The organism is Streptomyces sp. MNU76, assembly GCF_020982545.1.
Classification (GTDB): Bacteria; Actinomycetota; Actinomycetes; order Streptomycetales; family Streptomycetaceae; genus Streptomyces.
Window position 1 is genome coordinate 48,487 of the sequence record NZ_JAJKLK010000007.1, and the last position, 24,676, is coordinate 73,162.

18 protein-coding genes and 5 pseudogenes are annotated in these 24,676 nt (G+C 73.5%); 10 read left to right on the forward strand and 13 right to left on the reverse strand.

Features of this window, described 5'->3' with window-relative positions; translation table 11 throughout:
* Positions 1 to 70: 70 nt before the first annotated feature.
* Positions 71 to 568 carry an ATP-binding protein gene (locus E4N62_RS18165; RefSeq protein WP_230215636.1) on the forward strand — a complete coding sequence of 166 codons (498 nt, stop codon included), beginning with the start codon at positions 71 to 73 and terminating at the stop codon, positions 566 to 568.
* A gap of 78 nt (positions 569 to 646) precedes the next feature.
* Here E4N62_RS18165 and E4N62_RS18170 read toward each other — a convergent pair whose 3' ends face one another.
* The 5 genes and pseudogenes from E4N62_RS18170 to rpmG form a co-directional block, all read right to left on the reverse strand.
* On the reverse strand, positions 647 to 913 hold the full coding sequence (locus E4N62_RS18170; protein WP_193382079.1) for a DUF397 domain-containing protein: 267 nt from the start codon (positions 911 to 913) through the stop codon (positions 647 to 649).
* Between the two features lie 510 nt (positions 914 to 1,423).
* A complete protein-coding gene (rpsR, locus tag E4N62_RS18175) occupies positions 1,424 to 1,657 on the reverse strand; it encodes a 30S ribosomal protein S18 (RefSeq protein ID WP_184905141.1) in 234 nt (77 codons plus the stop codon).
* Between the two features lie 6 nt (positions 1,658 to 1,663).
* Positions 1,664 to 2,902 carry a GTP-binding protein gene (locus E4N62_RS18180; RefSeq protein ID WP_230215638.1) on the reverse strand — a complete coding sequence of 413 codons (1,239 nt, stop codon included), beginning with the start codon at positions 2,900 to 2,902 and terminating at the stop codon, positions 1,664 to 1,666.
* 137 nt (positions 2,903 to 3,039) lie between these two features.
* Positions 3,040 to 3,282, reverse strand: a pseudogene (locus E4N62_RS18185) (type B 50S ribosomal protein L31); the annotation flags it as partial.
* 7 nt (positions 3,283 to 3,289) lie between these two features.
* The gene (gene rpmG / locus E4N62_RS18190; protein WP_033524681.1) at positions 3,290 to 3,454 is read right to left on the reverse strand and encodes a 50S ribosomal protein L33; all 165 of its coding nucleotides are present in this window, start codon (positions 3,452 to 3,454) and stop codon (positions 3,290 to 3,292) included.
* 61 nt (positions 3,455 to 3,515) lie between these two features.
* Here rpmG and rpmB point away from each other — a divergent pair, with 61 nt between their 5' ends.
* The 4 genes and pseudogenes from rpmB to E4N62_RS18210 all read left to right on the forward strand — a co-directional run bounded on the left by rpmB (position 3,516) and on the right by E4N62_RS18210 (position 5,642).
* A complete protein-coding gene (gene rpmB, locus E4N62_RS18195) occupies positions 3,516 to 3,752 on the forward strand; it encodes a 50S ribosomal protein L28 (RefSeq protein ID WP_184905144.1) in 237 nt (78 codons plus the stop codon).
* A 15-nt stretch (positions 3,753 to 3,767) separates the two neighbouring features.
* A pseudogene (rpsN, locus tag E4N62_RS18200) lies at positions 3,768 to 4,071 on the forward strand (30S ribosomal protein S14).
* 191 nt (positions 4,072 to 4,262) lie between these two features.
* Positions 4,263 to 4,808 carry a hypothetical protein gene (locus E4N62_RS18205; protein ID WP_230215640.1) on the forward strand — a complete coding sequence of 182 codons (546 nt, stop codon included), beginning with the start codon at positions 4,263 to 4,265 and terminating at the stop codon, positions 4,806 to 4,808.
* Positions 4,809 to 5,078: 270 nt separating this feature from the next.
* Positions 5,079 to 5,642 carry a DUF4232 domain-containing protein gene (locus E4N62_RS18210; RefSeq protein ID WP_230215642.1) on the forward strand — a complete coding sequence of 188 codons (564 nt, stop codon included), beginning with the start codon at positions 5,079 to 5,081 and terminating at the stop codon, positions 5,640 to 5,642.
* 226 nt (positions 5,643 to 5,868) lie between these two features.
* Here E4N62_RS18210 and E4N62_RS18215 read toward each other — a convergent pair.
* Positions 5,869 to 7,106, reverse strand: a pseudogene (locus E4N62_RS18215) (DUF2786 domain-containing protein).
* Between the two features lie 301 nt (positions 7,107 to 7,407).
* Between E4N62_RS18215 and E4N62_RS18220 the strand changes: the two are divergent.
* The 3 genes and pseudogenes from E4N62_RS18220 to E4N62_RS18230 all read left to right on the forward strand — a co-directional run bounded on the left by E4N62_RS18220 (position 7,408) and on the right by E4N62_RS18230 (position 10,881).
* Positions 7,408 to 8,157, forward strand: coding sequence for an ABC transporter ATP-binding protein (locus tag E4N62_RS18220; protein WP_230215644.1), 750 nt, complete (start codon positions 7,408 to 7,410; stop codon positions 8,155 to 8,157).
* 185 nt (positions 8,158 to 8,342) lie between these two features.
* Complete coding sequence (locus tag E4N62_RS18225; RefSeq protein ID WP_230215646.1) at positions 8,343 to 9,101, forward strand: Clp protease N-terminal domain-containing protein; 759 nt, start codon at positions 8,343 to 8,345, stop codon at positions 9,099 to 9,101.
* Positions 9,102 to 9,178: 77 nt separating this feature from the next.
* Positions 9,179 to 10,881 (forward strand): annotated as a pseudogene (locus tag E4N62_RS18230) (bifunctional 3'-5' exonuclease/DNA polymerase).
* A gap of 125 nt (positions 10,882 to 11,006) precedes the next feature.
* Here E4N62_RS18230 and E4N62_RS18235 read toward each other — a convergent pair.
* Both E4N62_RS18235 and E4N62_RS18240 read right to left on the reverse strand, forming a co-directional pair.
* Positions 11,007 to 14,160: pseudogene (locus E4N62_RS18235) on the reverse strand (BTAD domain-containing putative transcriptional regulator).
* A gap of 311 nt (positions 14,161 to 14,471) precedes the next feature.
* On the reverse strand, positions 14,472 to 15,371 hold the full coding sequence (locus E4N62_RS18240; RefSeq protein ID WP_308185203.1) for a glycosyltransferase: 900 nt from the start codon (positions 15,369 to 15,371) through the stop codon (positions 14,472 to 14,474).
* A gap of 374 nt (positions 15,372 to 15,745) precedes the next feature.
* Between E4N62_RS18240 and E4N62_RS18245 the strand changes: the two genes are divergently transcribed.
* The gene (locus tag E4N62_RS18245) at positions 15,746 to 16,012 is read left to right on the forward strand and encodes a DUF6000 family protein (RefSeq protein ID WP_230215650.1); all 267 of its coding nucleotides are present in this window, start codon (positions 15,746 to 15,748) and stop codon (positions 16,010 to 16,012) included.
* Between the two features lie 99 nt (positions 16,013 to 16,111).
* On the opposite strand, the gene E4N62_RS18250 is transcribed toward E4N62_RS18245, so the two are convergent.
* Both E4N62_RS18250 and E4N62_RS18255 read right to left on the reverse strand, forming a co-directional pair.
* Complete coding sequence (locus E4N62_RS18250; protein ID WP_230215652.1) at positions 16,112 to 17,599, reverse strand: Tat pathway signal sequence domain protein; 1,488 nt, start codon at positions 17,597 to 17,599, stop codon at positions 16,112 to 16,114.
* Positions 17,600 to 18,170: 571 nt separating this feature from the next.
* Positions 18,171 to 19,262, reverse strand: coding sequence for a saccharopine dehydrogenase NADP-binding domain-containing protein (locus E4N62_RS18255; protein WP_230215653.1), 1,092 nt, complete (start codon positions 19,260 to 19,262; stop codon positions 18,171 to 18,173).
* A gap of 125 nt (positions 19,263 to 19,387) precedes the next feature.
* Between E4N62_RS18255 and E4N62_RS18260 the strand changes: the two genes are divergently transcribed.
* The gene (locus E4N62_RS18260; protein ID WP_230215654.1) at positions 19,388 to 20,344 is read left to right on the forward strand and encodes a helix-turn-helix domain-containing protein; all 957 of its coding nucleotides are present in this window, start codon (positions 19,388 to 19,390) and stop codon (positions 20,342 to 20,344) included.
* Here E4N62_RS18260 and E4N62_RS18265 read toward each other — a convergent pair whose 3' ends face one another.
* The 3 genes from E4N62_RS18265 to E4N62_RS18275 all read right to left on the reverse strand — a co-directional run bounded on the left by E4N62_RS18265 (position 20,345) and on the right by E4N62_RS18275 (position 24,553).
* Positions 20,345 to 21,595, reverse strand: a complete 1,251-nt coding sequence (locus E4N62_RS18265; RefSeq protein ID WP_230215655.1) for an extracellular solute-binding protein — start codon at positions 21,593 to 21,595, stop codon at positions 20,345 to 20,347.
* Positions 21,592 to 22,671: a hypothetical protein gene (locus E4N62_RS18270; protein ID WP_230215656.1), complete on the reverse strand. Its 1,080-nt coding sequence runs from the start codon at positions 22,669 to 22,671 to the stop codon at positions 21,592 to 21,594. The genes E4N62_RS18265 and E4N62_RS18270 overlap by 4 nt, the downstream gene beginning before the upstream one ends.
* A 475-nt stretch (positions 22,672 to 23,146) precedes the next feature.
* Positions 23,147 to 24,553, reverse strand: a complete 1,407-nt coding sequence (locus tag E4N62_RS18275) for a hypothetical protein (protein WP_230216291.1) — start codon at positions 24,551 to 24,553, stop codon at positions 23,147 to 23,149.
* Between the last annotated feature and the right edge of the window lie 123 nt (positions 24,554 to 24,676).

The window sequence follows — 24,676 nt, forward strand, 5'->3', positions numbered from 1 at the left end:
CGCGCCACCGCTGCATCGCAACGACCGCGAACTCCCGGGAGTGCCTCGCATGGGGACGAATGGATCGACCATGCTCGAACCCTTACGGCAGGGACTTCCGCCACTTGATCCCGCGACCGTGTCCGACGCAGCGTCCTGCGCGCTGCCGCCCCGCTACGAAGCGGTGCGCGAGGCACGGCAGTTCACCCGGGGCACGCTCGGCCAGTGGCGGTTGGACGAACGCTTCGACGACGTCTGCCTCGTGGTCTCGGAACTCGTCACCAACGCCCTGCGGCACGGTCTGCCCACCGGCAACGGGGCGTGCCCGGCCCAGGACCCGCCCGTACGGCTGCACTTGATGCGCTGGACCGAGCGGCTGGTGTGCGCGGTGCGCGATCCCAGTCACGACAGCCCGGTCGCGGGCGACTCCGAGGACTTCTCGGCGGAGTCGGGGCGCGGGTTGTTCCTGGTCGACTCGTTCGCGGACAGCTGGGGCTGGCATCCGCTGGGCGGCGCGCTCAGCGGCAAGGTGGTGTGGGCACTGTTCCAGGTGGGGCCGGTGCCGGGCCGCCAGTCCGCCTGTCGATGAACCGCGGCGCTTTTCGGCGCCGCGGTTCTACGCGTGTCACACCGTCGGGCCCGCCGACTTCCCGCCGCCGAGCGGGTCTTATCCGACCAGGTGGTCGAACTCCCCGTCCTTGACGCCCAGGAGCATCGCCTCGATCTCCGCGCGGGTGTAGACGAGCGCCGGGCCGTCGGGGAAGCGCGAGTTGCGTACCGCCACCTCACCGCCGGGCAGCCGGGCGAACTCCACGCAGTTGCCCTGCGAGTTGCTGTGTCGGCTCTTCTGCCAGGCCACCGCATGGAGCTCGGTGAGCTCCGTCGCGGCCATGCCGTTGTACACGTCATCCACGCCGTACACGTCGTGGTCCACAGGTCGCTCCCCGGGGTGGTGCAGTAGTGCGCTGGATGCGCGTTGGCTCTGATGTGGCGGTGTTGCCAGTGATGCCTTCGTTGCCAGTGGTTTCTGCGTTGCCAGTGGTGTCAGTGGTGTCTGTGTTGCCAGTGACACCAGTGATGCAGCAGTCAACTGCCCCGGATCATAGCTTTGTTCACGTGCAGATGCATGAGCGGATGCACGTGCACGCGGGGTGTCTCCTCGGTTACAGCACCAGAGAGACGTAGCGCGGCGCGATCCTGTTCCATCCGGGGCTACATCTCTCCGTACGGCGTGCGGAACCGGGCGGTTCAGGGCGGGGAGGGCGGCGTCCGCAGAATGGCGGAAAAGGGACGGCCCCGGGGAGGTCGTGGAGCCTCCCGGGGCCGGGTGGGGGTGGTGGTGCCGGTGGTGCCGGTGGCGCCTGCGGCGCAGGTGGTGCGGGTGGTGCAGATGGCGCGGGTGGCGCGGGTGGCGCGGTATTCGTTGATCAGGTCGGGCAGGGGCTCAGCGCGTGGAGTAGGGCAGGAGGGCCATCTCGCGGGCGTTCTTGATGGCCCGCGCGAGCTGGCGCTGCTGCTGCGCGGTGACACGGGTCACACGGCGGCTGCGGATCTTGCCCCGGTCGGAGATGAACCGGCGCAGGAGGTCCGTGTCCTTGTAGTCGATGTATGTGATCTTCGCCTGGTCCAGCGGATTGGGGCGGGACTTGGCGGGCTTGCGCTCCGGCTTGCGGGGCATGGCGGTTCAGACCTCCAGGAAGGTGTCGAAGGGGCGCGGCAGCCGTTCCCAGGCGGCGCGGCCCGCGGCGTACTCGGCGTCGGTGAGCAGGCAGGACTCCAGCAGCCGTTCGAGTCCGTCGCGGTCCAGGCCCGGGGAGGTGAAGACGAGGTGCTGGCAGCGGTCGCCGTGTTCCGGGTGCCAGTCGAGGGCGGCGGCGGCCCGGCGGACCGGGGGCACCATGTCCCAGGCGGCGTCCGGGAGCGAGGCGAGCCAGGGGCCGACCGACTCCACGCACAGGGCGCCGCCGGCCGCGTCCCAGTGGAGCAGGGTGTCGGGGCGCTCGGCCAGCCAGAACCTGCCGCGGCTGCGGGCCGCCGCGCAGCAGAGGTCTTCGAGTGCCTCGTAGAGCCGCTCCGGGTGGAAGGGGCGGTGGCGGTGCCAGACCAGGGTGGTGACGCCGTGTTCGTCCGCGTCGGTGGGCAGGAGCGCGGACGCGGGGTGCTGGGCCGCGGCTGCGGCGTCCACGTCGAAGCCGGCGAACGCTGCGGCGAGCAGGGAACCTGGGGGCGCCGTGGGGGCGGCGGTACGTTCCGGAGAGCGGGTGCGTCGTGGCTGGTCGCGCAGTTCCCCGCGCCCCTGGAAAGCAGGGGGCGCCCCCTGGCTTCGGATGGGCACCCGCTGGGCCGTCGGGTGGAGCTGGGACAAAAGGGCCCTGTCCTCGTCGTCCGCGTCCTCAGAGTCCAGTACGGCGAGGACCGGGGCGTATTCGAGTTGGCGGGCGAAGGTGTCGGCGACCGTGCGCTGGTCGGTGGTGGCGGCGGCGAGGCCCCGGTCGGCCAGGTCGTCGCCGTTGCCGAGGTAGGGCAGCAGGAGGGCGGGGTCGACCGCCGTGATCACGGAGGTGAGGCGCAGGCCGCTGGCGGCGACCACCTCGGCCATGGCCTTCGGCTCGACCGAGTCCCAGAGTTCGACGACCGCGAGGCGGGTGAGGCCCGCGTCGGCGAAGCGCTCCAGTTCGGGGACGAGGTCCTCGCGCAGCGCGCAGCAGGCGCAGTCGTTGACGAGCGGGGTCTCACCGGTGGAGATGAGGCCCGCCGCGTCCCGGACGGTCCGGACGACCTTGGCGTCCGGACCGTCGGTCGCGGTGGAGAGGTCGTGGTGCAGCGCGACGCTGCCCGGGACCCCGGCGAGCAGCGCCTCGACGGCGGCCCGCCGGGCGTCGGCGTGCAGCCCGCCGACGATCGCGACAGACAGCTGGGTCACGTCGGTCAGCCTCGCTTCTTTCCGGCCGCGTCAGCTGCGCCGGTCGTGCCGACCGATCCGGTCGATCCGGTCGCGCCAGTTGCGCCGGTCGCGCCGGTCGCACCGATCGATCCGGTCGGCCCGGCCGCTCCGGCTTTCCCGGCGCCGTACCGCTTCTGGAACTTCTCCACGCGGCCGGCGGTGTCCAGGACGCGCGCGGTGCCCGTGTAGAAGGGGTGGCTGACGTTCGAGATCTCGACGTCGACCACCGGGTAGGTGTTGCCGTCCTCCCACTCGATCGTCTTCTCGCTCGTCATCGTCGAGCGGGTGAGGAAGGTGTGGTTCGCGGCACGGTCCCGGAAGACGACAGGTCCGTACGACGGGTGGATGTCCTTCTTCATCGGCGCCTCAGCGCTCCTCTCGGAAGTCGACGTGACGGCCCGCCATCGGGTCGAACTTGCGCAGCGTCAGCCGGTCCGGGTCGTTCCGGCGGTTCTTGCGGGTGACGTAGGTGTAGCCGGTGCCGGCCGTCGACCGGAGTTTGATGACCGGGCGGAGTTCGTTGCGTGCCATGCTGCTACCTTACTGAAAATGAATTCCATTTACACCACCTGATCGAGAGAGGTGTATCACCTTGTCCGCCCACTGCATGCTGACCGGCGCCCAGCCCGGCTTCGGCAACCGCATCTCGCACTCCCACCGGCGTACGTCCCGCCGCTTCGACCCCAACATCCAGTCCAAGCGGTACTGGCTGCCCAGCGAGAACCGCCATGTGCGGCTGCGGCTGAGCACGAAGGGAATCAAGACCGTGGACGTCATCGGCGTCGAGGCCGCGGTCGCGCGGATCCGCGCGCGCGGCGTGAAGATCTGAGGAGCTGAGGAGCCGATGGCGAAGAAGAGCAAGATCGCGAAGAACGAGAAGCGCCGGGAGATCGTCGCGCGGTACGCCGAGCGGCGGGCCGAGCTGAAGGAGATCATCCGGCGGCCGTCCGCCTCGGACGCCGAGCGCGAGGCCGCCCAGCGGGAGCTGCGCGCCCAGCCGCGCGACGCCAGCGCGACCCGCGTCCGCAACCGGGACCAGGTGGACGGCCGCCCCCGAGGGCACTTCCGCAAGTTCGGGCTGTCCCGGGTGAGCCTGCGGGAGCAGGCGCACGCGGGTATCTGCCGGGGTGCGGAAGTCTTCCTGGTAGGGGTGGGGGCGGGGCGGCCTGGGCCTGCCTGCCGCTGGGGGCAGAGTGCCCCAGGGGTACCGGGGCGTCCCGTCCTTCCCGGAGTTCTCACAGTTCCCGGCCGTCTGGCACCGAGGCGCTGCTGGTAGCTTGCCGCTGTCGCCGCGGCGACCGGATCCGGCCACAGCTTTGGGAGACCTCCAGTGACTACGGTGACCACCGCGCAGACGGCAAGGCCCGCGACCAGGGCTTCCTTCGCGAGCCGGCGCGTACGCGTCGTGGCCGCGGCGGCGGGGCTCACGGCCGCGCTCGTGCTGACCGGGTGCAGCGGCGGCAGTGACGACGGTGGCGACTCCGGGACCAAGAAGTCGTCCGCCGCCCCGAAGCCGTCGGACGGCGCGGACAGCGGCGGCTCCGGTGACTCCTCCGGCGCCGAGACCGAACTCCAGGGCAACTGGCTGGCCACGACCGGCGGCAAGCCGGTCGCCCTGTTCGTCAATGGCGCGGAGGTCGCCGTCTTCGTGGGCACCTCGGTGTGCAGCGGCAAGGTCTCCGACGAGGCGAACATGCAGATGATCAGCCTCAAGTGCCAGGACGGCAGTGACGACCGCACCGAGGGCATGGTGGACAAGGTGAGCGCCAAGTCCCTCACGATCACCTGGGAGGGTGGCGTCGGCGAGGAGACGTTCCGGAAGGCGGAGGGGTCGATGCCGTCCGGGCTGCCGACGGATCTGCCCACGGCGAGCGCGGGGTCGTAGGCCGGTTCGGGCGGGGAGGCCGGGCGAGACGGGAGGAGCGGGGACGGACGCCTCGACTTCGAGCGCCGGGGCGTGGAGCTGTCCGAGCCGGGGCCGTGGAGTCGTCTTCGGGTGGTCGGGATGTGGGGCTGTGGAATGGGCCTCGCTCGGCGGCCGGGTCGTAGATCATGTGTGGGATGGGCCGCGGAACCTCCGGGTTCGGTGGCCCGTTCGCACTTTCACATCGCCGCCGGCTGTGCCGTGACAGCCACGAACTCCACCGGGAACACCATGCGCACCGCTCCGACCGCCATCGCCGCCGCACTTCTCGCGGCCCTCACCCTGACCGCCTGCAGCGGGAGTGACGGGGGTGACGGCGGGGACGACGGCAAGACCGGTGCCGCCGCCACCACCGAGAGCGCCCGAGAAGGCGCGTGCACGGCCGCGCGGGTCGGCTTGGAACTCGGGCCCAGCAGTGCGGCACCGGCCGCCGGGGACGAGGGGGCCGTCCCGGTCACCGTCACCAACAAGGGCGACGCGGCCTGCACGTTGAAGGGCCTCGCCGGGGTCGATCTGTTCGCCGGCGACAAGTCGTGGGCGCTCAAGCCGCAGGAGGGCGCGTCCGAGGACACCGAGGTGAAGCTGGCGGGCGGCCAGTCGGTGAGCTTCTCCATCTCCTACGTGCGCGGGGTCGCCGGTGACGCGGAGAAGAGTGCCGCCGTGGACGAGCTGAAGCTGACCCTGCCCGGCGAAAGCAAGGTCAGCAGCTTCAAGTGGCCGGACGCCGAGGTCGCGGTGAAGTCCGAGAGCACGTTGGAGGCGACGGTGGGGCCGTTCCTGCCGGTGGGCGACTGATTTGTCGTTGCCACGCATGTCGGCGGGCGACTGAGTCGTGGGGGCCGTTCCTGCGGGCGGGCGACTGAGTCGTGGGGCCGAACGGGGCCCCCGTCAGTGCCGAGGTCGGGCCGGGCCCTGGTCGGGTCATGAGTCCAGGCGCGGAGCACGAGGCCGGGTGCGGGGCACGAGTCAGGGCCGGTTCCCAAGCCGGCGCCGGCTTCCGGGGCAGTGTGGCCGACCCGGGTCATTCCGGTAGCCGGGGGCGAGCCCTGACCTGGGCGCGGTCTGCTGCTTCCGCGCCCTGTTGCCAGCCGGCGAGGTCGCTGACGCCTCGGACTCGGGTGGTCACCGTGTCCGGGAACATCCGGCTGAACTCGTCGTGGACGGCCACGTCGCGGGCGGCGAGGACGGGCAGCAGGCCGTGGCCGGGGCCTGCTGCCCCAACCGTGCCCCCGGCCTCCGCCTCGGCGGCCCGCGCCTCGGCGGCCCGCGCCTCGGCGACCTGGGCCTCGGCCACCGCCGCCAGCCGGTCGCCGATGCGGTGGGCGTAGGCCGCCAGGAACGACTGCCGGAAGGTCTTGGTCCGCTTGCGGCCGCCCTTACGCTGGGCCGCCTCCGCCTTGGTCATGGCGGTGGTGGCCTGGACGAGGAGCGAGGTGTGCAGCAGCTCGACCACCTCCAGGTCGGCCTCGAAGCCGACCACCGTGGAGAAGCCGAGGGCCTCGTTCCACACGGCCTCGCAGCGGTTGGCCCGGGCGACCGCGTCGAGGAGGATCGCCTTGGCCGTCTCGTACGGCGGGTCGACGCCGATCCGGCACGCGCCGGGCGCGTCCTTGCTGTGCCCGCGGGCCGCGAGCAGCGCCTCGTCGATGCTGTGCCGGGCCATCAGCTCCTGCGCCTTCGCGCTGAGCGCCTCCGCCTCCTCCGGGAATCCGGTCGCCTCCGCCTTCGCGAGGAGCGCGCGAATCCGGCTGAGCATGCGGGACTCGGGGTGGGGCGAGTTCTTGGCCGCGCCGGCGTCCCGTGGGCGGTCCAGGGGTTCGAGGGTGGGCAGGCGCAGGAGGAGGCGGTGCAGCTCCAGGGCGGTGGTGGCCTGTGAGAAGCGGTCCGCGCGGGTGGGGTGCGCGGCGAGGTCCCTGATCTCGTCGAGCTGGGCTGCCCAGCGCGGACCGGGAGGCTGGGGGCGGGCGCCCGTCCGCGCGGCCCCGTGCTCCTCGGCGGCGGACTCGTGCTCCTCGACGACGAGGCGCGCGAGGAGCCGTACGTGCTCGCCCTCCAGCTCGCGCCGCGCGAACCGGACGACGTCGGCGGGCTGCCAGCCCGCCGCCAGGCCCCGGCGACGAACTCCCGCCCGCGCCGGGCCAGTTCGGCGTCGGCCGCCGGGTCGGCGGCGAGCAGGGAGGCGCCGGTGTCGAGGGCGGCGTCGGTGTCGGCGTAGAGCGCGGCCTCGAAGGCGCGGTCCACCGTGCTGGTCGTACTCACGTGTTCGATCGTGTCATGGGTGGGGCGGGGTTCCGGTGCGGGGATTCCGGCCGGGGTAGGGCTGGCCCCACCCCAGGACGCCCTCCAGGGGTCGTGCGCGGGCGGGGGCCCGGACGGTTCGCTGAGGGCATGACCACGGTGGAGAGAGACAGGGCCTCGGCGGAGGCGGGCAGGGGTGTCGGCGGAGGCAGGCAGGGTGTCCCGCAGGGGTGGGTACGGTCTCGGCCGGGACGGGCCGGAGTCCGGCCGGTCCCGGTGGGGATGGGGCTGGGCACGGAGAGCCGGGGGCGCGGCGGTACGCGTGCGGGGGCTGCGGCGGGCCTACGGGGACGTCGTCGCCCTCGACGGGGTGGACCTGGACTTCGGGGTCGGGACCTTCACCGCGGTGATGGGGCCTTCGGGGTCGGGGAAGTCGACGCTGTTGCAGTGCGCGGCGGGGCTGGACCGGCCGTCGGGCGGGACCGTGCGGGTCGACGGCGTGGAGCTGGCGGGGCTGAGCGAGAGGCGGCTGACGCTGCTGCGCCGGGACCGGATCGGTTTCGTCTTCCAGACCTTCAACCTCCTCCCCTCTCTGACCGCCGCGCAGAACGTCGCCCTGCCGCTGCGGCTCGCCGGGCGCCGCCCCTCGCGGGGTGCGGTGCGCGAGGCCCTGGCCCGGGTGGGGCTGGCCGAGCGGGCCGGACACCGGCCGGCACAGCTGTCCGGCGGGCAGCAGCAGCGGGTCGCCCTGGCCCGCGCGCTGATCACCCGGCCCGCCGTTCTCTTCGGGGACGAGCCCACCGGGGCACTGGACACCACGACCAGCCGTGAAGTGCTGTGCCTGTTGCGGGAGTTGGCGGACCGGGAGGGTCAGACCACGGTCATGGTGACCCACGATCCGGTGGCCGCGTCGTACGCGGACCGGGTGGTGTTCCTGGTCGACGGACGGGTGAGCGGCGAACTGGTCCGGCCGTCGGTCGAGGCGGTGGCCGCGCGGATGGCGGGACTGGAGCGTGCGTGGGGGCGTGCGGGGGAGTGGGTGGGGTGGTGGCGGTGGCGAGCGCCGGGGTGAGGTAGCCGGGAGGGTGGGGGTGGGTGCGGTTGGGGGCGTGTGCGGGTGGGGTGTGGCTGGGCGCGCCGTTCCCCGCGCCCCTTACGGGGCCTCTCGCGCGGCGGCGGGCGTGAGGGGCGTAGCCGGCACAGACCGGGTGTCAACTTCGGGTTGACAGGGCAAGAGTGTCAACCTACGGTTGACACATGACGACGAATCCTCGAGTCACCTCCTCCATCCGTCTCGACGAACTCATCGAAGCCATCAAGAAGGTGCACCCGGAACCGCTCGACCAGCTCCAGGACGCGGTGATCGCCGCGGACCACCTCGGTGACGTGGCCGACCATCTGATCGGCCACTTCGTGGACCAGGCCCGGCGTTCGGGCGCGTCCTGGACGGACATCGGGCGGAGCATGGGGGTCACCCGGCAGGCCGCGCAGAAGCGGTTCGTGCCGAAGGCCGAGAACGACCTCGACGCCAGCCAGGGCTTCAGCCGCTTCACCCCCCGCGCCCGGAACGTGGTCACGGCCGCGCACAACGAGGGCAAGGCCGCCGGTGCCGTCGAGGGGCTGCCCGCCCACCTCGTCCTCGGGCTCCTCGCCGAGCCGGACGGGCTCGGGGCCAAGGCGCTCGTCGCCCAGGGCCTCTCCCCCGAGGCCGTACGGGACGCCGCCACCTCCGTCCTGCCGCCGGCCGCCGCCGAGGTCCCCGAGCTCATCCCCTACGGCGCCGACGCCAAGAAGGTCCTCGAACTCACCTTCCGCGAGGCCCTCCGCCTCGGCCACAACTACATCGGCACCGAGCACATCCTCCTGGCCCTCCTGGAGTTCGAGAACGGGCAGGGAGTGCTCAGCGGCCTCGGCGTCACCAAGGAGGCCACCGAGGCGAACGTGACCGAGGCGCTCCAGACACTCCAGGCCCTCATGCAGGAGCAGGGCCAGGGGCAGGACGGCAAGCAGGCATAGGGGCCGGGGGCGGTGGGCGTGCCGGGGGTCGGGTCGCGTCGCCCGGTGGTTGTCAGACCCCTGTCACACTCGCACCCATGACCGACCGGTGGGTGCTCGCGACAGCCGAGGACGGGGGCGTGGAGATCGCCCCGCTCGGCGCCGACGGGCTGCTCGCAGGGGCGGTGACGTGGGAGCCCGACCTCGCGGAGGCGGTCCGGCGGCGCGGGCCGCAGGTGGGGCGGTGGGTGTGGCGGTCCACCGGTGAGGTGTATCCACGGCTGCTCGACACGGGGGTGCGAGTGGAGCGGTGTTACGACATCGAGGACGCCGAGACCCTGCTGCTCGGACACGAGGGCCGACTCGGCGAACCCCGCTCCGCCGCCGCCGCGCTCGCCCGGCTCCGTCGCGCCCCGTCCCCGGACCCGCCCGCGCGCTCGGCCGACCCCGGCGCCCAGCCCTCCCTGTTCGAGCCCCGCCCCGTCCATGTCCCCTCACCGACCTGGTCGAGGTGTACGCGGACCAGCAGCGGCGGCACGACGCCACCGCCCATCCCGACCGGATGCGCCTGCTGACCGCCGCCGAGTCGGCCGGAATGCTGGTCGCCGCCGAGATGAACCGGGCGGGGCTGCCGTGGCGGGCCGACGTCCACCGTGACGTGCTGCACGAGATGCTCGGCGAGCGGTACGCGGGCGGGGGCGAGCCACGTCGGCTCGCCGAACTCGCCGAGGAGGTGTCGCAGGCGTTCGGGCGGCGGGTGCGGCCCGATCTGCCCGCCGACGTCGTCAAGGCCTTCGCCCAGGCCGGCATCCGGATCCGGTCCACCCGGCGCTGGGAGCTCGAGAGCCTCGACCATCCGGCGGTGAAGCCCCTCCTCGCATACAAGCGGCTGTACCGGATCTGGGTCGCCCACGGGTGGGCCTGGCTCCACGACTGGGTCCGCGAAGGCCGCTTCCGCCCCGAGTTCCTCGCACACGGCACGGCCACCGGACGGTGGGTCACCAACGGCGGAGGCGCCCTGCAGATCCCCAAGGTGATCCGCCGCGCCTGTGTCGCCGACCCGGGCTGGCGGCTCGTCGTCGCCGACGCCGACCAGATGGAACCCCGGGTACTGGCCGCCATCTCCCGCGACCCCGGGCTGATGGAGGTCGCGGGCCGCCCCACCGACCTCTACCAGTCCGTCTCCGACCGCGCTTTCTCCGGCAACCGCGAACACGCCAAACTCGCCGTGCTCGGAGCCGTGTACGGGCAGACGTCCGGGGACGGGCTCAAGAACCTCGCCGCACTGCGCCGACGGTTCCCGCTCGCCGTGCGGTACGTCGACGACGCGGCCCGCGCGGGCGAGGAGGGCCGGCTCGTACGGACCTGGCTCGGGCGTACGTGCCCACCGGCGGTCGGCGCCTCGGACTCGGTCGGCGACGAGGCGGGCCTCCCCCAGGACGACGGTGACCCCGACACGCGGGAGCGTGCGCAGGGCGACGAGTGGGTGCCCGGGTACGCCTCCACCAACTCCCGCGCCCGGGGCCGCTTCGCCCGTAACTTCGTCGTCCAGGGCAGCGCCGCCGACTGGACCCTGCTGCTGCTCGCGGCCCTCCGCCGCGCCCTCGACGGCATGGCGGCCGAGCTGGTCTTCTTCCAGCACGACGAGGTGATCGTGCACTGCCCGGAGCGGGAGGCGCCGGCCGTGGTGGCGGCGATCCGTGAGGCGTCGGAGCTTTCGGGGCGGCTGGCGTTCGGGGAGACGCCGGTGCGGTTTCCTTTCACTACGGCGGTGGTGGAGTGCTACGCGGATGCGAAGTGACGGGGGCGAGGTTGTGGGGCGGGGCGCCTTCTGGGGTGGGGGTGCGGTTGGGGGCGTGTGCGGGTGGTGGGTAGCTGGTCGCGCCCACGCGGCGGCAGCCGCAGATTCCATGCCTCCCCGCGCCCCTAGGAGGCGGCTGCGCCGCCATTCGGCGCGCGGTGCTTCAGTAGTTCTCTCAGGTCCGTCGCCACCGTCGAGTCCGTGTCGTCCAGGATTTCCTGGGCGCGTTCCCATTCGTGGTAGGCCTCCTCCTCGTGGCCGCCGGCCCGGAGCAGCAGCCCCCGCTGGTGCCGGGCCAGGCCCACGGCGTACTGGTCGGCGCGGCGTTCGGCGAGGTCGAGGAGGACGGCGCACTCCTCCGACGCGCGGTCCGGGCGCCCGAGTTCGCGCAGGGCCCGGACCAGGCCGAGCCGGGACTTGGACTCGCCCTGCCAGTCCTCTTCGTCGCCGAGGATGCGCAGGCTCTGCTCGAAGTTGCGTACGGCGGCGGACGGTTCGCCGAGGCGGAGGTGGGCGTAGCCGATGTTGCAGTGCGCGGTGTGCCGTACGACGAGACTGTCCGCGATCTCGCCCAGCGCCAGGCTCCGTTCGTGGTGGGCGATGGCGGCGCGCGCGTCGGTGTGTTTGTAGAGGTTGCCGAGGTGGCTGAAGGTCACCGCCTCGCCGTAGGGGTCGCCGAGCTGCCGGGACAGTTCCAGGCTCTGCCGGAGCGTCTCCTCGCTCTCCTCGTACCGGCCGAGGCTCGCCAGTACGAGCCCCCGGTTGTTCAGGCAGCGCCGTACGCACGACACCACTCCGAGGCGGCGCCACAGCTTCAGGCCCTCGTCGTTGAGGGCGAGCGCCTCCGAGGCCCGGCCGGACATGAAGTGCAGCCCCGCACGATCGGTGAGGGCGAACGCCTCGGCCTCGTCGTCCCCGAGGGACCTCGCGACGTTCAGCGCGTGCCGTCCGAGCACGTCCAACTCGGCCAGCCGGCCGCCCCGGTGCAGATGGGGGAAGAGGTGGCGGACGAGGGTGGGGACGAGCGCCGCCGCCGGGCCGCCGTCCTCCCGGGCGCAGCGTTCCACCAGGGCGACGATGTTGGGGAGTTCGCGGTCGCCCCAGGCGAAGGCCTCCTCGGCGGAGGTGAGTTCCGGGGGGCCCGGATCCGGCACGGGCGCGGTGGTCCGCAGGCGTTCGTCGCGCTCGTAACCCGGCGGGAGCATCACCAACAGGCTCTGCCGGGCGTGTCCGGCGTACCAGCCCAGGGCCTGCTGGACGGCCTCGGAGGTGTCGGCCGGGTCGGCGAGTTCGCGGGCGAAGTGGCGCACGAGGTCGTGGGGGACGTAGCGGCCGTACGTCGTCTCCTCCAGGAGGGCCACGTCGACGAGGCGGTCGAGGGCGGCCTCCGCGCGGAACTCGTCGGTGCCGGTGAGGCGGGCGAGGAGGGGCGCGCCGTAGGCGGGCAGGTCGAGGGCGCCGATGCGGATCAGGACGTGGGCGGCGTCGCGGTCGGCCTCGCGGTGGGAGGCGCGCAGGGCCTCGTGGGCGACGGCGAGGGAGCGGCGGACGCTCAGGTCGTCGTATTCAAGGTGCTGCAACCGCCCTTCCGTGGCCGCCAGTTGACCGGCCAGCGCGTCCGGGGTGAGGGCGCGCCGGGCGGCGAGGCGGGCCGCGACCACGCGGAGGGCGAGCGGGAGGCGGCCGGTGAGTTCCACGAGGGGGTGCGCGGCGTCCAGGCCCGCCGCGCGGCCCGAGGCGGCCCGCAGCAGGGCCGCGCTCTCGTCGTCCGACAGCGGGGCGAGCGGGAAGCGGTGGGCGCCGTCCAGCGCGGTGAGGGGCGAGCGGCTCGTCACGATGACCGCGCAGCCGGAGCCCGCCGGGAGGAGGGGGCGCACCTGGGCGGCGTTCGCGGCGTCGTCCAGGACCATCAGGGTGCGGGTGGGGGCGAGGGTCGAGCGGAGCAACGCGGCGGCGGCGTCCGGGTGTTCGGGAATGCGGCGAGGGCGGTGCCGAGGTCGCGGAGCAGGGCGGCGAGGGCCTGGGCGGGGGTGGGGGTCATGCCCGGGGTGGCGCCGTGGAGGTTGATGTACAGCTGGCCGTCGGGGAAGTGCTCGGCGAGTTCATGGGCGAGGTGGAGGGCGAGGGCGCTCTGCCCACGCCGGCCATGCCGCTGATGACCGCCGTCGGCGAAGCGGGGCGCCTGTGGGCTCGGGGGCCGCCCCGCGCCCCCGGCGGAGTGGCGGCGTGGGTCTCGTCACCTGCGGCCCCGGCCAGTTCCTGGCGAAGCTCCGCGAGTACCTCCGTCCTGCCCGTGAAATAGGCCGGAGGGGCGGGAGTTGGGTAAGCCGGAGCGGGAGATCCTCGGCAGGGGGTCGGACGGGGTCGTCGGGCGGGGCTCGGGGGCTGCTCGCGCAGGATCTCCACATGGGCCTCGCGTACGGCATGCCCCGGCTCCACGCCGAGTTCGTCGAGGAGGCGCGCGCGGAGGTCGCGGTGGACGGCGAGGGCCTCGGCCTGGCGGCCCGTGCGGTGCAGGACGAGCATGAGGAGCCGGTGGAAGGCCTCGCGCAGAGGGTGTTCGGCGACGAGGGCGGCGAGTTCGGGGGCGAGGGCGCCGAGCGCGTGCGCCCCGACGGGTTCCGCCTCCGCCCTGTCGGCCGCGAGGTGGAGTTCGGCGTCGTACCGGCGCTCCAGCAGCAACAGCCGCGCCTCCTCCAGGCGTTGGACGAACGCCTGGGCGCGGAACTCCTCGACCGGCAGTCCGCCGAGCGGTGAGCCCCGCCACAGGGCGAGCGCGGCGGTGGACTCGCGCACGGTGCGGGCCCAGTCGCGCTCGGCGTGTGCGGCACGGGCGGCGCGGACGTGGGTCTCGAAGACGCGGACGTCCAACTCGCCCTCGTCGACCCGCAGCAGATAGCCCGGCGGGATCGCGCGCAGCCGCTCGGGATCGTCCAGCAGCCTGCGCAGCCGGGTCACGTGGTTCTGCAGGGAGGCCTGCGCGGAAGGCGGGGGCGCCGCGTCCCACAGCACGTCCTTCAGGGTGTCGACGGAGACGACCCGACCGGGTTCGAGAAGCAGCGCGACGAACAGGGCGCGCATCTTGCCGCTGCCGACGGAGCGCACGCCGCCACCGGGGTCGAGGCCGCCGCCGGGAGCGCGGCCGTTCGCAGGGCCGCCGCCGGAACCCATGGCTTTCCCGGGCACTTGGGTGGCATCCGCGTCGGCGTCCCCGGCACCGATGCCGGTTCCGTACAGAACCGGCGGACCGAGCAGTCCGAACCGCAGCCCGTCCCGCATAGAACCCGTCCGCTGCCTTTCCGCACCGTCGTTCCGGGCCCGCCCCGCGGCGACCTGCCGCCGCCTCCCGTACGGCTCCCCGTGGAACCGTTGGGCTCATGTTAGCGATCCGTTGGCGGGACCTGATGTGATCACTTCATCGGATCCGGCGACGACGGCGCACGCGTGAGACGCGTAGCTCGGGGGAGTGCCGCCGCCGCTGCCGGATCCGGGAACCGCACAAAGCGCTGTGCCCCGGTCGGTGGGGGTGAACGACCGGGGCACTCGTGTGTGCGGGACCTGGTGGCGACGGGCCTGCAGGACCGGCGGGTCTACAGGATCGGCGGGCGGCCCAGCCGTGTCAGGCGCCAGACCGTCCGCCAGCTCATCGGCCGGCGCTCGCCGCCCGACTCGCGCCAGCCCTCCGCGAAGCCGCCGAACCAGGCCTTCAGACCGCACACCGAGCGCATCCGCAGCAGAGTGATGAGGACCCACACGCCCAGGTGGACGGGGATGAGCGGGAGCGGGAGGCGGCGGCGGGCGAGCCAGACGCGGTTGCGGGCGTTGACGCGGTAGTAGATGGCGTGCCGGGCCGGTGAGGTCTTCGGGTGCTGGAGGAGCAGTTCGGGGGCGTACAGCACGGTCCAGCCGGCGTCGAGCGCCCGCCACGCCAGGTCGGTCTCCTCGTGCGCGAAGAAGAACTCGGCGGCCCAGTCGCCCGTCTCGCCGAGCATGGCCATGGAGAGGGCGTGCCCGCCGCCGAGGAACCCGGTGACGGGGCCGCCGCGCATCGGGTCCTTCGCCCCGACCCTCGGTACGTGCCGCCGCTGGGTCTCGCCGTGCTCGTCGGCGATCCGGAACCCGACGATGCCGAGGCGGGGGTCGTCGACGTACAAGTCCCGTACGCGGCGCAGCACATCGGCGTCCACGAGCAGACCGTCGTCGTCCAGTTCGACGACGACGTCGATGTCGCCGAAGGCGCGCAGCCGCTCCAGGGCGACGTTCCGGCCGCCGGGGCAGCCGAGGTTCTCGTCCACCTCGATGAGGGTGACCTCGCCGGGCAGGTCCAGCCGTTCGGCGAACTCGGGGAGCGGGCAGCCGTTCCCCACGATCACGATGCGTGCGGGCGCGACGTCCTGCTTGGCCACGGAGGCGAGCAGCGCGTCCACCTCCGCGGGCCGATTGCCCATCGTCACCACGGCGACAGCGACCCGAGGCCCGGCCTCCACCACGACACCAACCCCATTCCGTCCACGGACCGCCGACGACGACCGGTGCGGCCGACGAACGCCGACCCGCTTCCCGTCCCCCACCGACTGTTTACGGCCGGGATGCTAGTCGTTCACGCCGGAGACTTCGCATCGACTCCTCTACTTCGCCGTCCCCGGCCCTCGTTCGTCACGCGGGTTCTCCCCCGCCGAGACGCCGACTTCCGTCTTCCCGGGCGCACTTGAGTACGGATCAGACCCGGCTCCCGCGCCGGTCGTTCTCGGCCGTTTCTGCCCGGCTCGTTGACGGCGCTCATGGATCTGCCGCGCTGATGGCGCTGACGCATTGCTCCGGGGCGGACGGACCGCATCTACGCTTCCGACATGGTGGAGCGGGGATGGCGGAGAGAGCTGCGCGCGGGTCGCGGGTGAGCGGCCGGTTCCTGCGGTTCGAGAGGGCCGCCCGAAGGCGGTCCCTGCACCCTCTGCTCGCCGACGCCGCGTCGACCACGGACGCCGACCTGGACGCCCCGCTCTTCGAGGGCCGGCGGCCCCGCCTCACCGCCGCGTGGCTGATCGGCGTATCCCGACGGACCTCCTACCGGACCCGCCTCGGTGAACTGCTGCCGGCCGACGAGACGGTGTACGCGGAACCGGGCTCCTGACCGCGGCCGCGCATCCCTCTCTCCCCCCCGTGACGGGACGTACAACCCCCGTGCCCGGAGCGCGAGTCGGCGCTCCGGGCCCCGGTGCGGGCGCAGGCCTCATGCCCGCAGCGGGTTCGAGCGGACCGCTGCCATCAGGTACCAGGCCGTGGCGCCCGTGTGCCGGTACGGGTAGTAGCCGAACCCGAAGCCCGTGTCGAGGGGGCTGCTGGCCGAGACGACGCCCGAGCGGTCGGGGAGGGCGCGGCCGCCGACGGTCTGGGCGGTGCCGAGGAGGTCCTGGGCGCGTTCGAGAGAGGCGAGGAGGCGCCGGGCGCGCTTCTCGTCGCCGCGCGCTCCCCGGTCGCGCAGGGCGAGCGCGAGATGGGCGGTGCCCTCGAACCAGACGCCGTTGCGGTTGGGCTTGGGCTGGAACTCGGCGATGGGCGCGTCCTCGTTCGCGAGGAGACCGGCCGAGCTGAAGGTCACGCCCTCGTACGACTGCCCGGCGGGGACCGTACTGTTGCGGCGCTCGGCGTGGTCCGAGACGGCGAGTTCCCGGGCCGCCCAGTCGAGGGAGCGCGCGTAGCGGTCGGAGTCGAGGGCGAGGTGGGTCCAGGTCTGGGTGTCCTCGGGGATCGGGGACTTGTTGACGGTGACGCCGTCGTTCGTGCCGGTGTAGAAGAAGCCGCCGGACGCGCCCCGGCCCGGCGCCCACATGCCCTTCACGAACGCCTCGGCCCGCGCCCGCCTCTGCCACCACACCCGGTCGCCGGTGAGCCGGGCGAGCCGCCCGAACAGGCAGATCAGGTCGGTGTTGTGCTCGGTCGAGGTGAACGGCAGCTTCTCGTTCGCCCCGTTCACGCCGAACTTGTAGCCGCCGAGGGGCTCGTCGGTACGGCCGGTCCGCTCGATCCACACCCCGATCCGCACGGCGGCGGCCAGGAACCGCCGGGCCCCGGTCCGCCGGGCCAGCGCACTCAGCGCGATGCCCGCCCAGGCCATGTCCCCCACGGCCGTCCCCGTGAAGCCGAACTGCGTGCCGACATTGGCCGTCCCGTCCGCCCGGACGAACCCGTCCGGCTGCGGTACGCCGTCGTAGTGGACGTACGGCCCGACGTTGTACGCCTGGCGCAGCCGGCCGTCGTCGTACGCCGGGTCGTGCTCCTGGGCGTAGATCAGCGCGTCCCCGAGCGCCACCGCCCGGGCCCGGCCGTCCTCGGTGCGTACGGCGAGGTGGGCGAGGATCGCCAGGGCGTTGTCGTAGGTGAAGGCCGTGCTGAACAGGCCTGCCTGGTCGGTGTAGCTCTGGGTCAGCCGGAGGTCGCCGTGGTCGGGGTAGGCGTCCATGGCGGCGGCGAGGAAGGCGTGCCCGCGCCGGGGGGCGGAGCCGCCGGACGCAGCGGACGCCGCGGATGCCTGCGATGCCGGGGATGCGGCGTGGGCCGTGCCGGCGCCCGCGCCGACGGCGGTGAGGGCCGCCGCCGCGCCGAGGCCGGTGCCGGTGCCGAGGAGCCTGCGGCGGCTGAACGCGCGGGCTCGTGCGCCGGTACTGCCGGTACTACCCGTGCTGCCTGTGGTGCCGCTGGTGCCCGTGCTGCCGGTCATGGGTCTCCCTTGGATGTGCGAGGGGCGGGTGCGAGTGCGAGGGCGGGTGCGAAGGGCAAGTGGGAGCTGCGGATGCGCGTGCGTGCGCGCCCGGAGTCCGTTCTGAGAGCGCTCTCAAGCGGATGGGGGCTCATTCTGCTGGCGTACCCCGCGCGGGTCAACGCCCGTGCGCGGCATGGGAGGTGGGCGACCGGGTGAGCGGAGTGGGCGCCCCGGCACCTGGTGGGTGCGCGGGGCGCCCGCGGGATCCGGGGCCCAGTGCGCGGACTCCGCCACGCGCACCCCGGCCTCGGACCCCGGAACCGCGAGGCCAGTCCTCTACGACACGGGCCTCGCGGTCGATCAGCGGTACCGGACACCACTGTTCGATGCGGTCGGACAGGGCGGGGACAGGCGAGGGCCAGGAGGGAGCCAGCCAGGGTAAGAGCGCGTACAACATTCGGCACCGCATTCGGTACAGCGCGGGCCTGATCGTTCCGAGATCGGCAGCCGGGACGCCGCCCTCCGAGGGATAGCGCCAGTCCCGTGCCCATAGGGCCCCAGCCCCCTGCGCCCTCTCCTCCCTACCTCCCTACCTCCCCAGCTCCACCGAGACGTGCGCGGACAGCGCACCGAGGAAGTCGGCCGCGTCGAACGCCGCCCCGGCGGAGAGCACACCGGCCCCCTTCACCCGCCCCTCGATCACGCGCCGCACCGCCTCCACCGCGAGCGGCGCGCTGACGGCGTAGATGTCCTGTCCGCGCGCCGTGGCCCGCCGTTCCACGCCCCCGGAACGCACGACGACGTCGACCACGAAGGTCTGCGCGGACCGCCCGTGCTCGTCGACGGCGACCGGCGCGGGGGTGTCCGGCGCGGCCAGATCGCGCGCGGCCTCGACCGTCATGTACGTCCGCACCTCGGGGACGGTCAGATGGGTCGGCACGGTGACGATGTCGGCCATGCTGAACTCCCCGATCACGGCCCTGGTCCCCATCGGCTCGGGGAAGTCCCACTTCGTGGCCGGGGCCGCGTCGTCCCGGTACTCCAGCCGCCCGTCGGCGTACCGGACCCGCCGTCCGCCCCGACGCTGCCGCGAGACCGCGCCCGCGTCCCGCGTCCCCGCCGTGGGGTGCCATCCGCTCAGCCCGTACGCGATGTGCGCCTCGTCCACCGCCGTCCAGCCGGCCGACTCGGTCGCGGCGGTGACCAACAGGTCCCCCAGTCCGCCGAAGAAGGCCATGGCGGGCACCACGGCGACCCCCGCCGCCCGCGCCGGTTCCCCGAACCGCGTGAACGTGTCGAGATTGGCCTCGATCTCGGCCGCCACGTCCACATACGGAATCCCGGCGCGCAAGGCCGCCTCGATCACCGGCGCGGCCGTCTCCGCGAAGGGCCCGGCACAGTTGACCACGGCGTCCGCCCCGGCGAACGCCCGGTCCAGGGAGCCCGGTTCACCGACCGAGGCGACCCGCACCCACTCCTCCGTACCCGCCACCGACCGCGACTCCGGCCCCGGCACCTGTCGCTCCTGCGCCCCCGGCAGCGCCGCCGCCACCGCCCGCAGCTTCGCCGCGTCCCGCCCGACCAGCAGCGGCACGAACCCCCGCGCCCGCAACTCCGCCACCACGAACCGCCCGGTGTGCCCCGACGCCCCGAACACCGCGACCGTACGCCCCGCGCTCATCCGCACTCCCCCACATCCACTGTCACCATCGGCGAAGCGTCGACCGCCTCGCCTGAGGACCATCCTTCCGAGCGCGGCCGCCCACCACGAGTGTCCGAAACGACGAGCCCCGTACAATTTCCGACATGCCGAGCCCGAACCCGACCACCATCGCGCTCGCCGTCACCGACGGCATGCTGCACTTCGAACTGGCCCTCGCCTACGAGGTGTTCGGCTCCGATCTCTCGCACCTGGTGGACCCCTGGTACGAGTTCGCCCTCTGCGGCTCCGGCCCCGTCTCCGTGGGCCGCTTCCGCCTGGAGCCGGACCACGGCCTGGACCGGCTCCGCCACGCCGACACGGTGATCGTCCCCGGCTGGACCGATGTGGACGTGGCACCGCCCGCCGAACTGGTCGACGCGGTCCGCGCGGCGCACGAGGCGGGCGCGCGGATCGCCTCGCTGTGCACCGGCGCGTTCGTCCTGGCCGCCGCGGGACTCCTGGACGGCCGCCGGGCCACCACGCACTGGGCGCACACGGACGTCCTGGCCGCCCGCTTCCCCGCGGTGGAGGTCGACCCGGACGTCCTCTACGTCGACAACGGCAGCGTGCTCACCTCGGCGGGCAAGGCCGCCGCGATGGACCTCTGCCTGCACCTGGTCCGCCGCGACCACGGCTCGGCGGTCGCCAACACGGTGGCCCGCCGACTGGTCGTACCCCCGCACCGTTCGGGCGGCCAGGCCCAGTTCGTCCCCGCCCCGGTGCCCACCCGGAGCGACCACCCGCTGACCGACCTGCTCCCGTGGACCCTGGAACGCCTCGATCAGCCCCTGACCGTCGAGGATCTGGCCCGCCGCGCGAGCATGAGTTCGCGCACCTTGACCCGGCACTTCCGCGCGGCCACCGGCACCACCCCGCTCCAGTGGCTCCTCACCCAACGCATCCGCCGCGCCCAGGAGCTCCTGGAGACCACCTCCGACAGCGTCGACGCCATCGCCACCACCACGGGCATGGGGACGGCCGCGACCCTCCGCCGCCACTTCAACCGCACCCTCGGCGTCCCCCCGGACACCTACCGTCGCACCTTCCACACCGCCCGCTGACTACGTACTGCACACCGTGCTCAGCGGCGCCCGCCGGTCGGGCCGCGCCTCCGCCACGTTCTGTACGTCGGCCAGCAGCCCCGGCACGTCGAGTTCCTCCCCGGCGGCGGCCCGGGCGATCGTCAGCAGGACGGCCTCGTAGAAGGCGTCGCGGACGGCGGGGGGCATCACGTCGGAGGCGTCGAGACAGCGGGGCCCGGTCCCGGTGAGGCGCTTGGCGATCTCCCGTTCGACGGGACCGCCCTCCTGGCGCACCCGCCGGTTCGCGGAGAAGACGTCCGCGGCCTGAGACCACTTCCGCTGGCCCTCCCGCGAGGCCAGCCGCTCGATCAGTTCACCGGCTCGCGGGCGGTCGCTGAACAGCGCGGCGAAGTCACCGGTCACCTCGTGGCCCCGGACCCGGTAGCCGCCGCCGGGCAGCAAGGGAGCGGAGTCCATCAGGCCCGCCCCCTGCCACTTGTCCCCGTAGAAGGAGCGGGCGAAGGAGCCCTGGTGCTCCAGCGCGCACCCGCCCCTGCCCTCGAACAGCAGCCCGTACTCGCCGGGGGCACCGCGATGGTCGGTGAGCAGGGCGCGCCCCGCCGCCGCCTCGTCCTGCCGGAGCAGTCCGGCCCACGCCTCCCACGCCTCGCGCACCGCGCTCCCCGTCCACGGCACCGAGGCGTCGCCCAGTGCCCACTTGCCGTAGATCTCCGGGCCCTCCCGTTGCAGCACGAGGTCCTCGATCCAGTCGCTGCCGGGCCAGCCGGACGCTCCGTCGTCGCCCATCCCGATGCACCAACTGGTGAGCGGGGCAGGCGAGTTCGCGGGGCGTTGGCCCTCTCGATACCAGACGATGCTCTTCAGGTCCGCCTTGACCGGCACCCAGTACGCGTCCTCCCGGGGCGAACTCGCCGGCTTCCAGGGGGCGCCGTACTCCTCCTCGGCGTAGAGGCCGTTCAGCGACTTGAGGAGGTTCTGGTCGGCGTACTCGGCGAGTTCACCGACACCCGGCATGATCGCGATGTCCGGGGGCTCCCCCGACTGCACCTTGGACAGCAGCACCTCGCGCTGGGCGGCGGTGCCCTGGTACTCGAAGGGGATGCCGAAGCTCCGCAGCACGTCCTCGAACTGCTCTCCCTGCTTGTCGGTCCACGGTCCGAGGATGGTCACCGGTTCGTCATCCCCCTCCGACCAGACCGCGACCATGCCTCCGGCGCAGACCAGCAGCAGCGCCGCGAGCAGCACGAGCACCTTGAACCGCCGGGTCACCGCCGCCTCCAGTAGTCGCTGTCGAGCCGGAGACCGACGCCGATCACGGGCAGGACGACGATCAGCAGACCGCCGGTCAGGGTGCCCTGGTACACCCGGTCGGTCCAGGTGTCGTCGGCCAGGACGCTCCGCACCTCCTCGGACTTCGCCGTGACGGTCCGCTGCGCGTGCTCCAGTTCCTGGCCGCAGCAGGCGTCCGTGGAGACCTGGGTGATCTCCCGCAGATCCCCGATGACACGGTCGAGGTCGTCCTGGGCGTACCCCATCGTGAGCAGCGGAACGACGGCGAGCAGCACGGTGAGCGCGAAGGCCGCGAGCAGACACGGGTTCCAGTCCCGACCGCACCGGTCGCGCAGCACGAACAGCGCGGAGAGAAGGGTGAACGCCAGGGCCACCAGGGCGAGTTCGGCGATCCACCAGCCGCCGCGCTGCAGCCACCCCTCGGTGGCGGTGGCGGTGGCGTGCTTCAGCTGCGTCCGCTGCATGTCGTCCAGACGGGGTACGAGTCCCACGCCCTCGCGCGTGAGCAGCGAGCGTGCCTCGGTGAGCTTCTGATGCCGCATGAGCGGCTGGTCCCGGTACATCACGGTGCCGAGGGTGAGGGAGTTGCTGTAGGTGGCGAGCAGCCCGTTGACGGTCCCGAGGTCCTGGTCCGTGCGGTCCGCGATCCTGGACAGCCCCTGGTCGGCGGCGGAGAGCTGGGCCCGGTAGGTCTCGCCGCGGCCCGCCACGTCGACGAACTCCCTCTCGCCGAGGGCGCGGGCCTCGCGGTCGGCGCGCAGCACCGCGAGGCGGGTGGCGGCGAGCCCCTGCACGGCCGGTGCCTCCTTCTCGGCGACCGTCCCCGCGCCGCCCTGGATCTGCCGGCAGGACACGAACAGGGCCCCGGCCGCCACGAGCGCACACACCGCCAGCAGCACCAGATGCACCTCCAGCAACCGCCGCGTCCGCCACCGCCCCAGCCGGGCCCGCCAGAAACCACCGAGGGAGTAACCGAGGGAGTACGACCACCGCCGACGCCGTGAGGAGGAACGCCGCGCGGCGAAGAACACGGCCCCGCCCCGGCGCGTCGGCATTGACGCGGACGCGGCGGTGGCGGTGGCGGTGGCGGTGGCGGTGGCGGTGGCGGTGAAGCGTACGCGAGCCGCTCCGGCGCGTCGAGAGCGCGGCGCCCTCCCGGGAAGCCGCCGCCGGGCGTCCGCTCGGAGGAGCGGCGGGGAAGTGCCGCTCCTGTCGTCGTCGGCTGAGAGGCGCCCTCGCCGGACGGCACCGAGAACCCGACCGCCCCACGAGACCCTTCCCGATCGTCCGCCACGGAGAACCCACGCGGGCCGGCCGTCACGAGGAACCCATTCCGACCGCCAGGCACGAAAAGCCCACGCAGACCACGCGCCGCCCAGTGCCCACTTCGAGAAGCCGCCGCGAAGACCCCACTCCCAAGGGCCCAAGCGAAGAGCCTTCACAGACCACCCGCCCCGGAAAGGCCACTCCGGCCGCCCGCCCCGGAGAGCCCGCTCAGGCCGTCCGCCCCCGGATGCCCCTGGTCGGCCGTCACAGCAGTTTCTCCCCGCACGCTATGCAGTAGCGGGCCTCGCTCCCGGCCGGGGCGGCGCACCGGGCGCAGCGTGCGCCCGGTTGCGGAGCCGCGGTGCCGGTCAGCGGCACGGGCCGGGACCCCGCGCGCAGGATCATCGGTCCGAGCGTGGACGCGTCGACGGCGTCGCCCGGGCGCAGCCGGACCCGCCCCGCCGACGCGTCCTCGATGTCGGCGACCGCACCGATCTCGTGCAGCACCCAGTCCGTGCCGAACCGGGCCGCCAGCCGCGCCGCCCGCCCCAAATGCCCCTCGGCGACGTCCCACCGCCGCTCCCCGAGCGCGACGAGCCCCCGCCGCAACGCCTCCCGCATCACGGTGCGCGACTTCTGCTCGCGCACACTGTCACCCCCGGCCGCGACCTCGGGCGGCGGCAGCTCGGGCCGGTGCCAGCGTGCGGTGACCGCCGCGTGGACATCCCCGACGGACACCATGGCGAACTGCAACCACGTCTCCAACGGGTCACCGTCGGCGTCGGCGACGAGCGTGAGCAGATAGTCTCGCCCGCCCCGCTCCCACTGGTACGTCGGAAAGCTCCAGCGATGCGGCCGCCCGGGCTGCGGAAGTCCACCGAGACGATGCGGCCGGGGCGCCTTCTCGTTCAGCGCGACCTGCCGCACCGTGGGCCGTACGGTCACCTCGATCGGCAACTGCGGGGCGTGCACCCGGCGCAGTCGCCGTACGGCGGCGGTGATCGCCCCGCCGAGACCGTCGTCCACGAACTCGGCGGTGCCGTGCAGCCGTTCGGCGAGCGTCAGCAACGGCTCGGGCGCCCAGTCCGCGCCCACGGCGAGCACATCGCAGGTGAAGTGCCCCGCGCAGGCGTCCAGTTCCTCCTCCAGCCGGGTCTCGCCAGGGCCGCTGCTGCCGTCGGTGATCAGCAGCAGATGCCGTACGGACAGCGGGCGGGCCGCGAGCAGGCCGCGCGCCCTGGCCGCCCAGACGGCGTACCCTGCGGGGCGCGGGCCGTCCCGGTGCAGTGGTATCGCGCCTGCCGCGAAGGCGGCCCGGCGCTTCTCGTGCTGATCGGCGACGGCCCACTCGGCGTCTCCCCGTGGGTAGCAGGGGACCGGCTCGGGGCCGGCGCCGAGCACGGTGAACGAGATGCCGTCGGGCAGTCCCCTGAGCGCGGCCGGCAAGGCGTGCCGGACGACCGCCCGGAGAGGTTCGGCGACATCGACCGCGATGATCACGGCGAGCTCGATCGCGGACAGCTCGGCGGGGGCGTCCCCTGCGGTCACGTCCACCCGCAGATGCGCCTCGATCTTCGCGCTGCGATGCGGCCGCACATCGCCGTCGAGGTCGACCCGCACGCGGATCTCCGGCCGCGCCGACCGCCCGTGGCCACCCGTACGCCCGCCCAGCGCGCGGCCGCCCGTACGCCCGTCCGCACGCGCTTCCGCACCACCGCGTGTACGCCCGCCCACGAGCCCGTCCCCTGCCCGCCCGTACGACGCTCCATACGTCCGCCCCCACGCCCGCAGCCC

Excerpts from the sequence above, each read along its gene's own strand:
- rpmG (WP_033524681.1), bottom strand. The coding sequence starts at position 3,454 with ATGGCACGCAACGAACTCCGCCCGGTCATCAAACTCCGGTCGACGGCC.
- E4N62_RS18210 (WP_230215642.1), top strand. The coding sequence starts at position 5,079 with ATGCGCACCGCTCCGACCGCCATCGCCGCCGCACTTCTCGCGGCCCTC.
- E4N62_RS18260 (WP_230215654.1), top strand. The coding sequence starts at position 19,388 with ATGCCGAGCCCGAACCCGACCACCATCGCGCTCGCCGTCACCGACGGC.
- rpsR (WP_184905141.1), bottom strand. The coding sequence starts at position 1,657 with ATGCCCCGCAAGCCGGAGCGCAAGCCCGCCAAGTCCCGCCCCAATCCG.
- E4N62_RS18255 (WP_230215653.1), bottom strand. The coding sequence starts at position 19,262 with ATGAGCGCGGGGCGTACGGTCGCGGTGTTCGGGGCGTCGGGGCACACC.
- E4N62_RS18245 (WP_230215650.1), top strand. The coding sequence starts at position 15,746 with ATGGCGGAGAGAGCTGCGCGCGGGTCGCGGGTGAGCGGCCGGTTCCTG.
- E4N62_RS18250 (WP_230215652.1), bottom strand. The coding sequence starts at position 17,599 with ATGACCGGCAGCACGGGCACCAGCGGCACCACAGGCAGCACGGGTAGT.
- E4N62_RS18225 (WP_230215646.1), top strand. The coding sequence starts at position 8,343 with ATGACGACGAATCCTCGAGTCACCTCCTCCATCCGTCTCGACGAACTC.
- E4N62_RS18270 (WP_230215656.1), bottom strand. The coding sequence starts at position 22,671 with ATGCCGACGCGCCGGGGCGGGGCCGTGTTCTTCGCCGCGCGGCGTTCC.
- E4N62_RS18165 (WP_230215636.1), top strand. The coding sequence starts at position 71 with ATGCTCGAACCCTTACGGCAGGGACTTCCGCCACTTGATCCCGCGACC.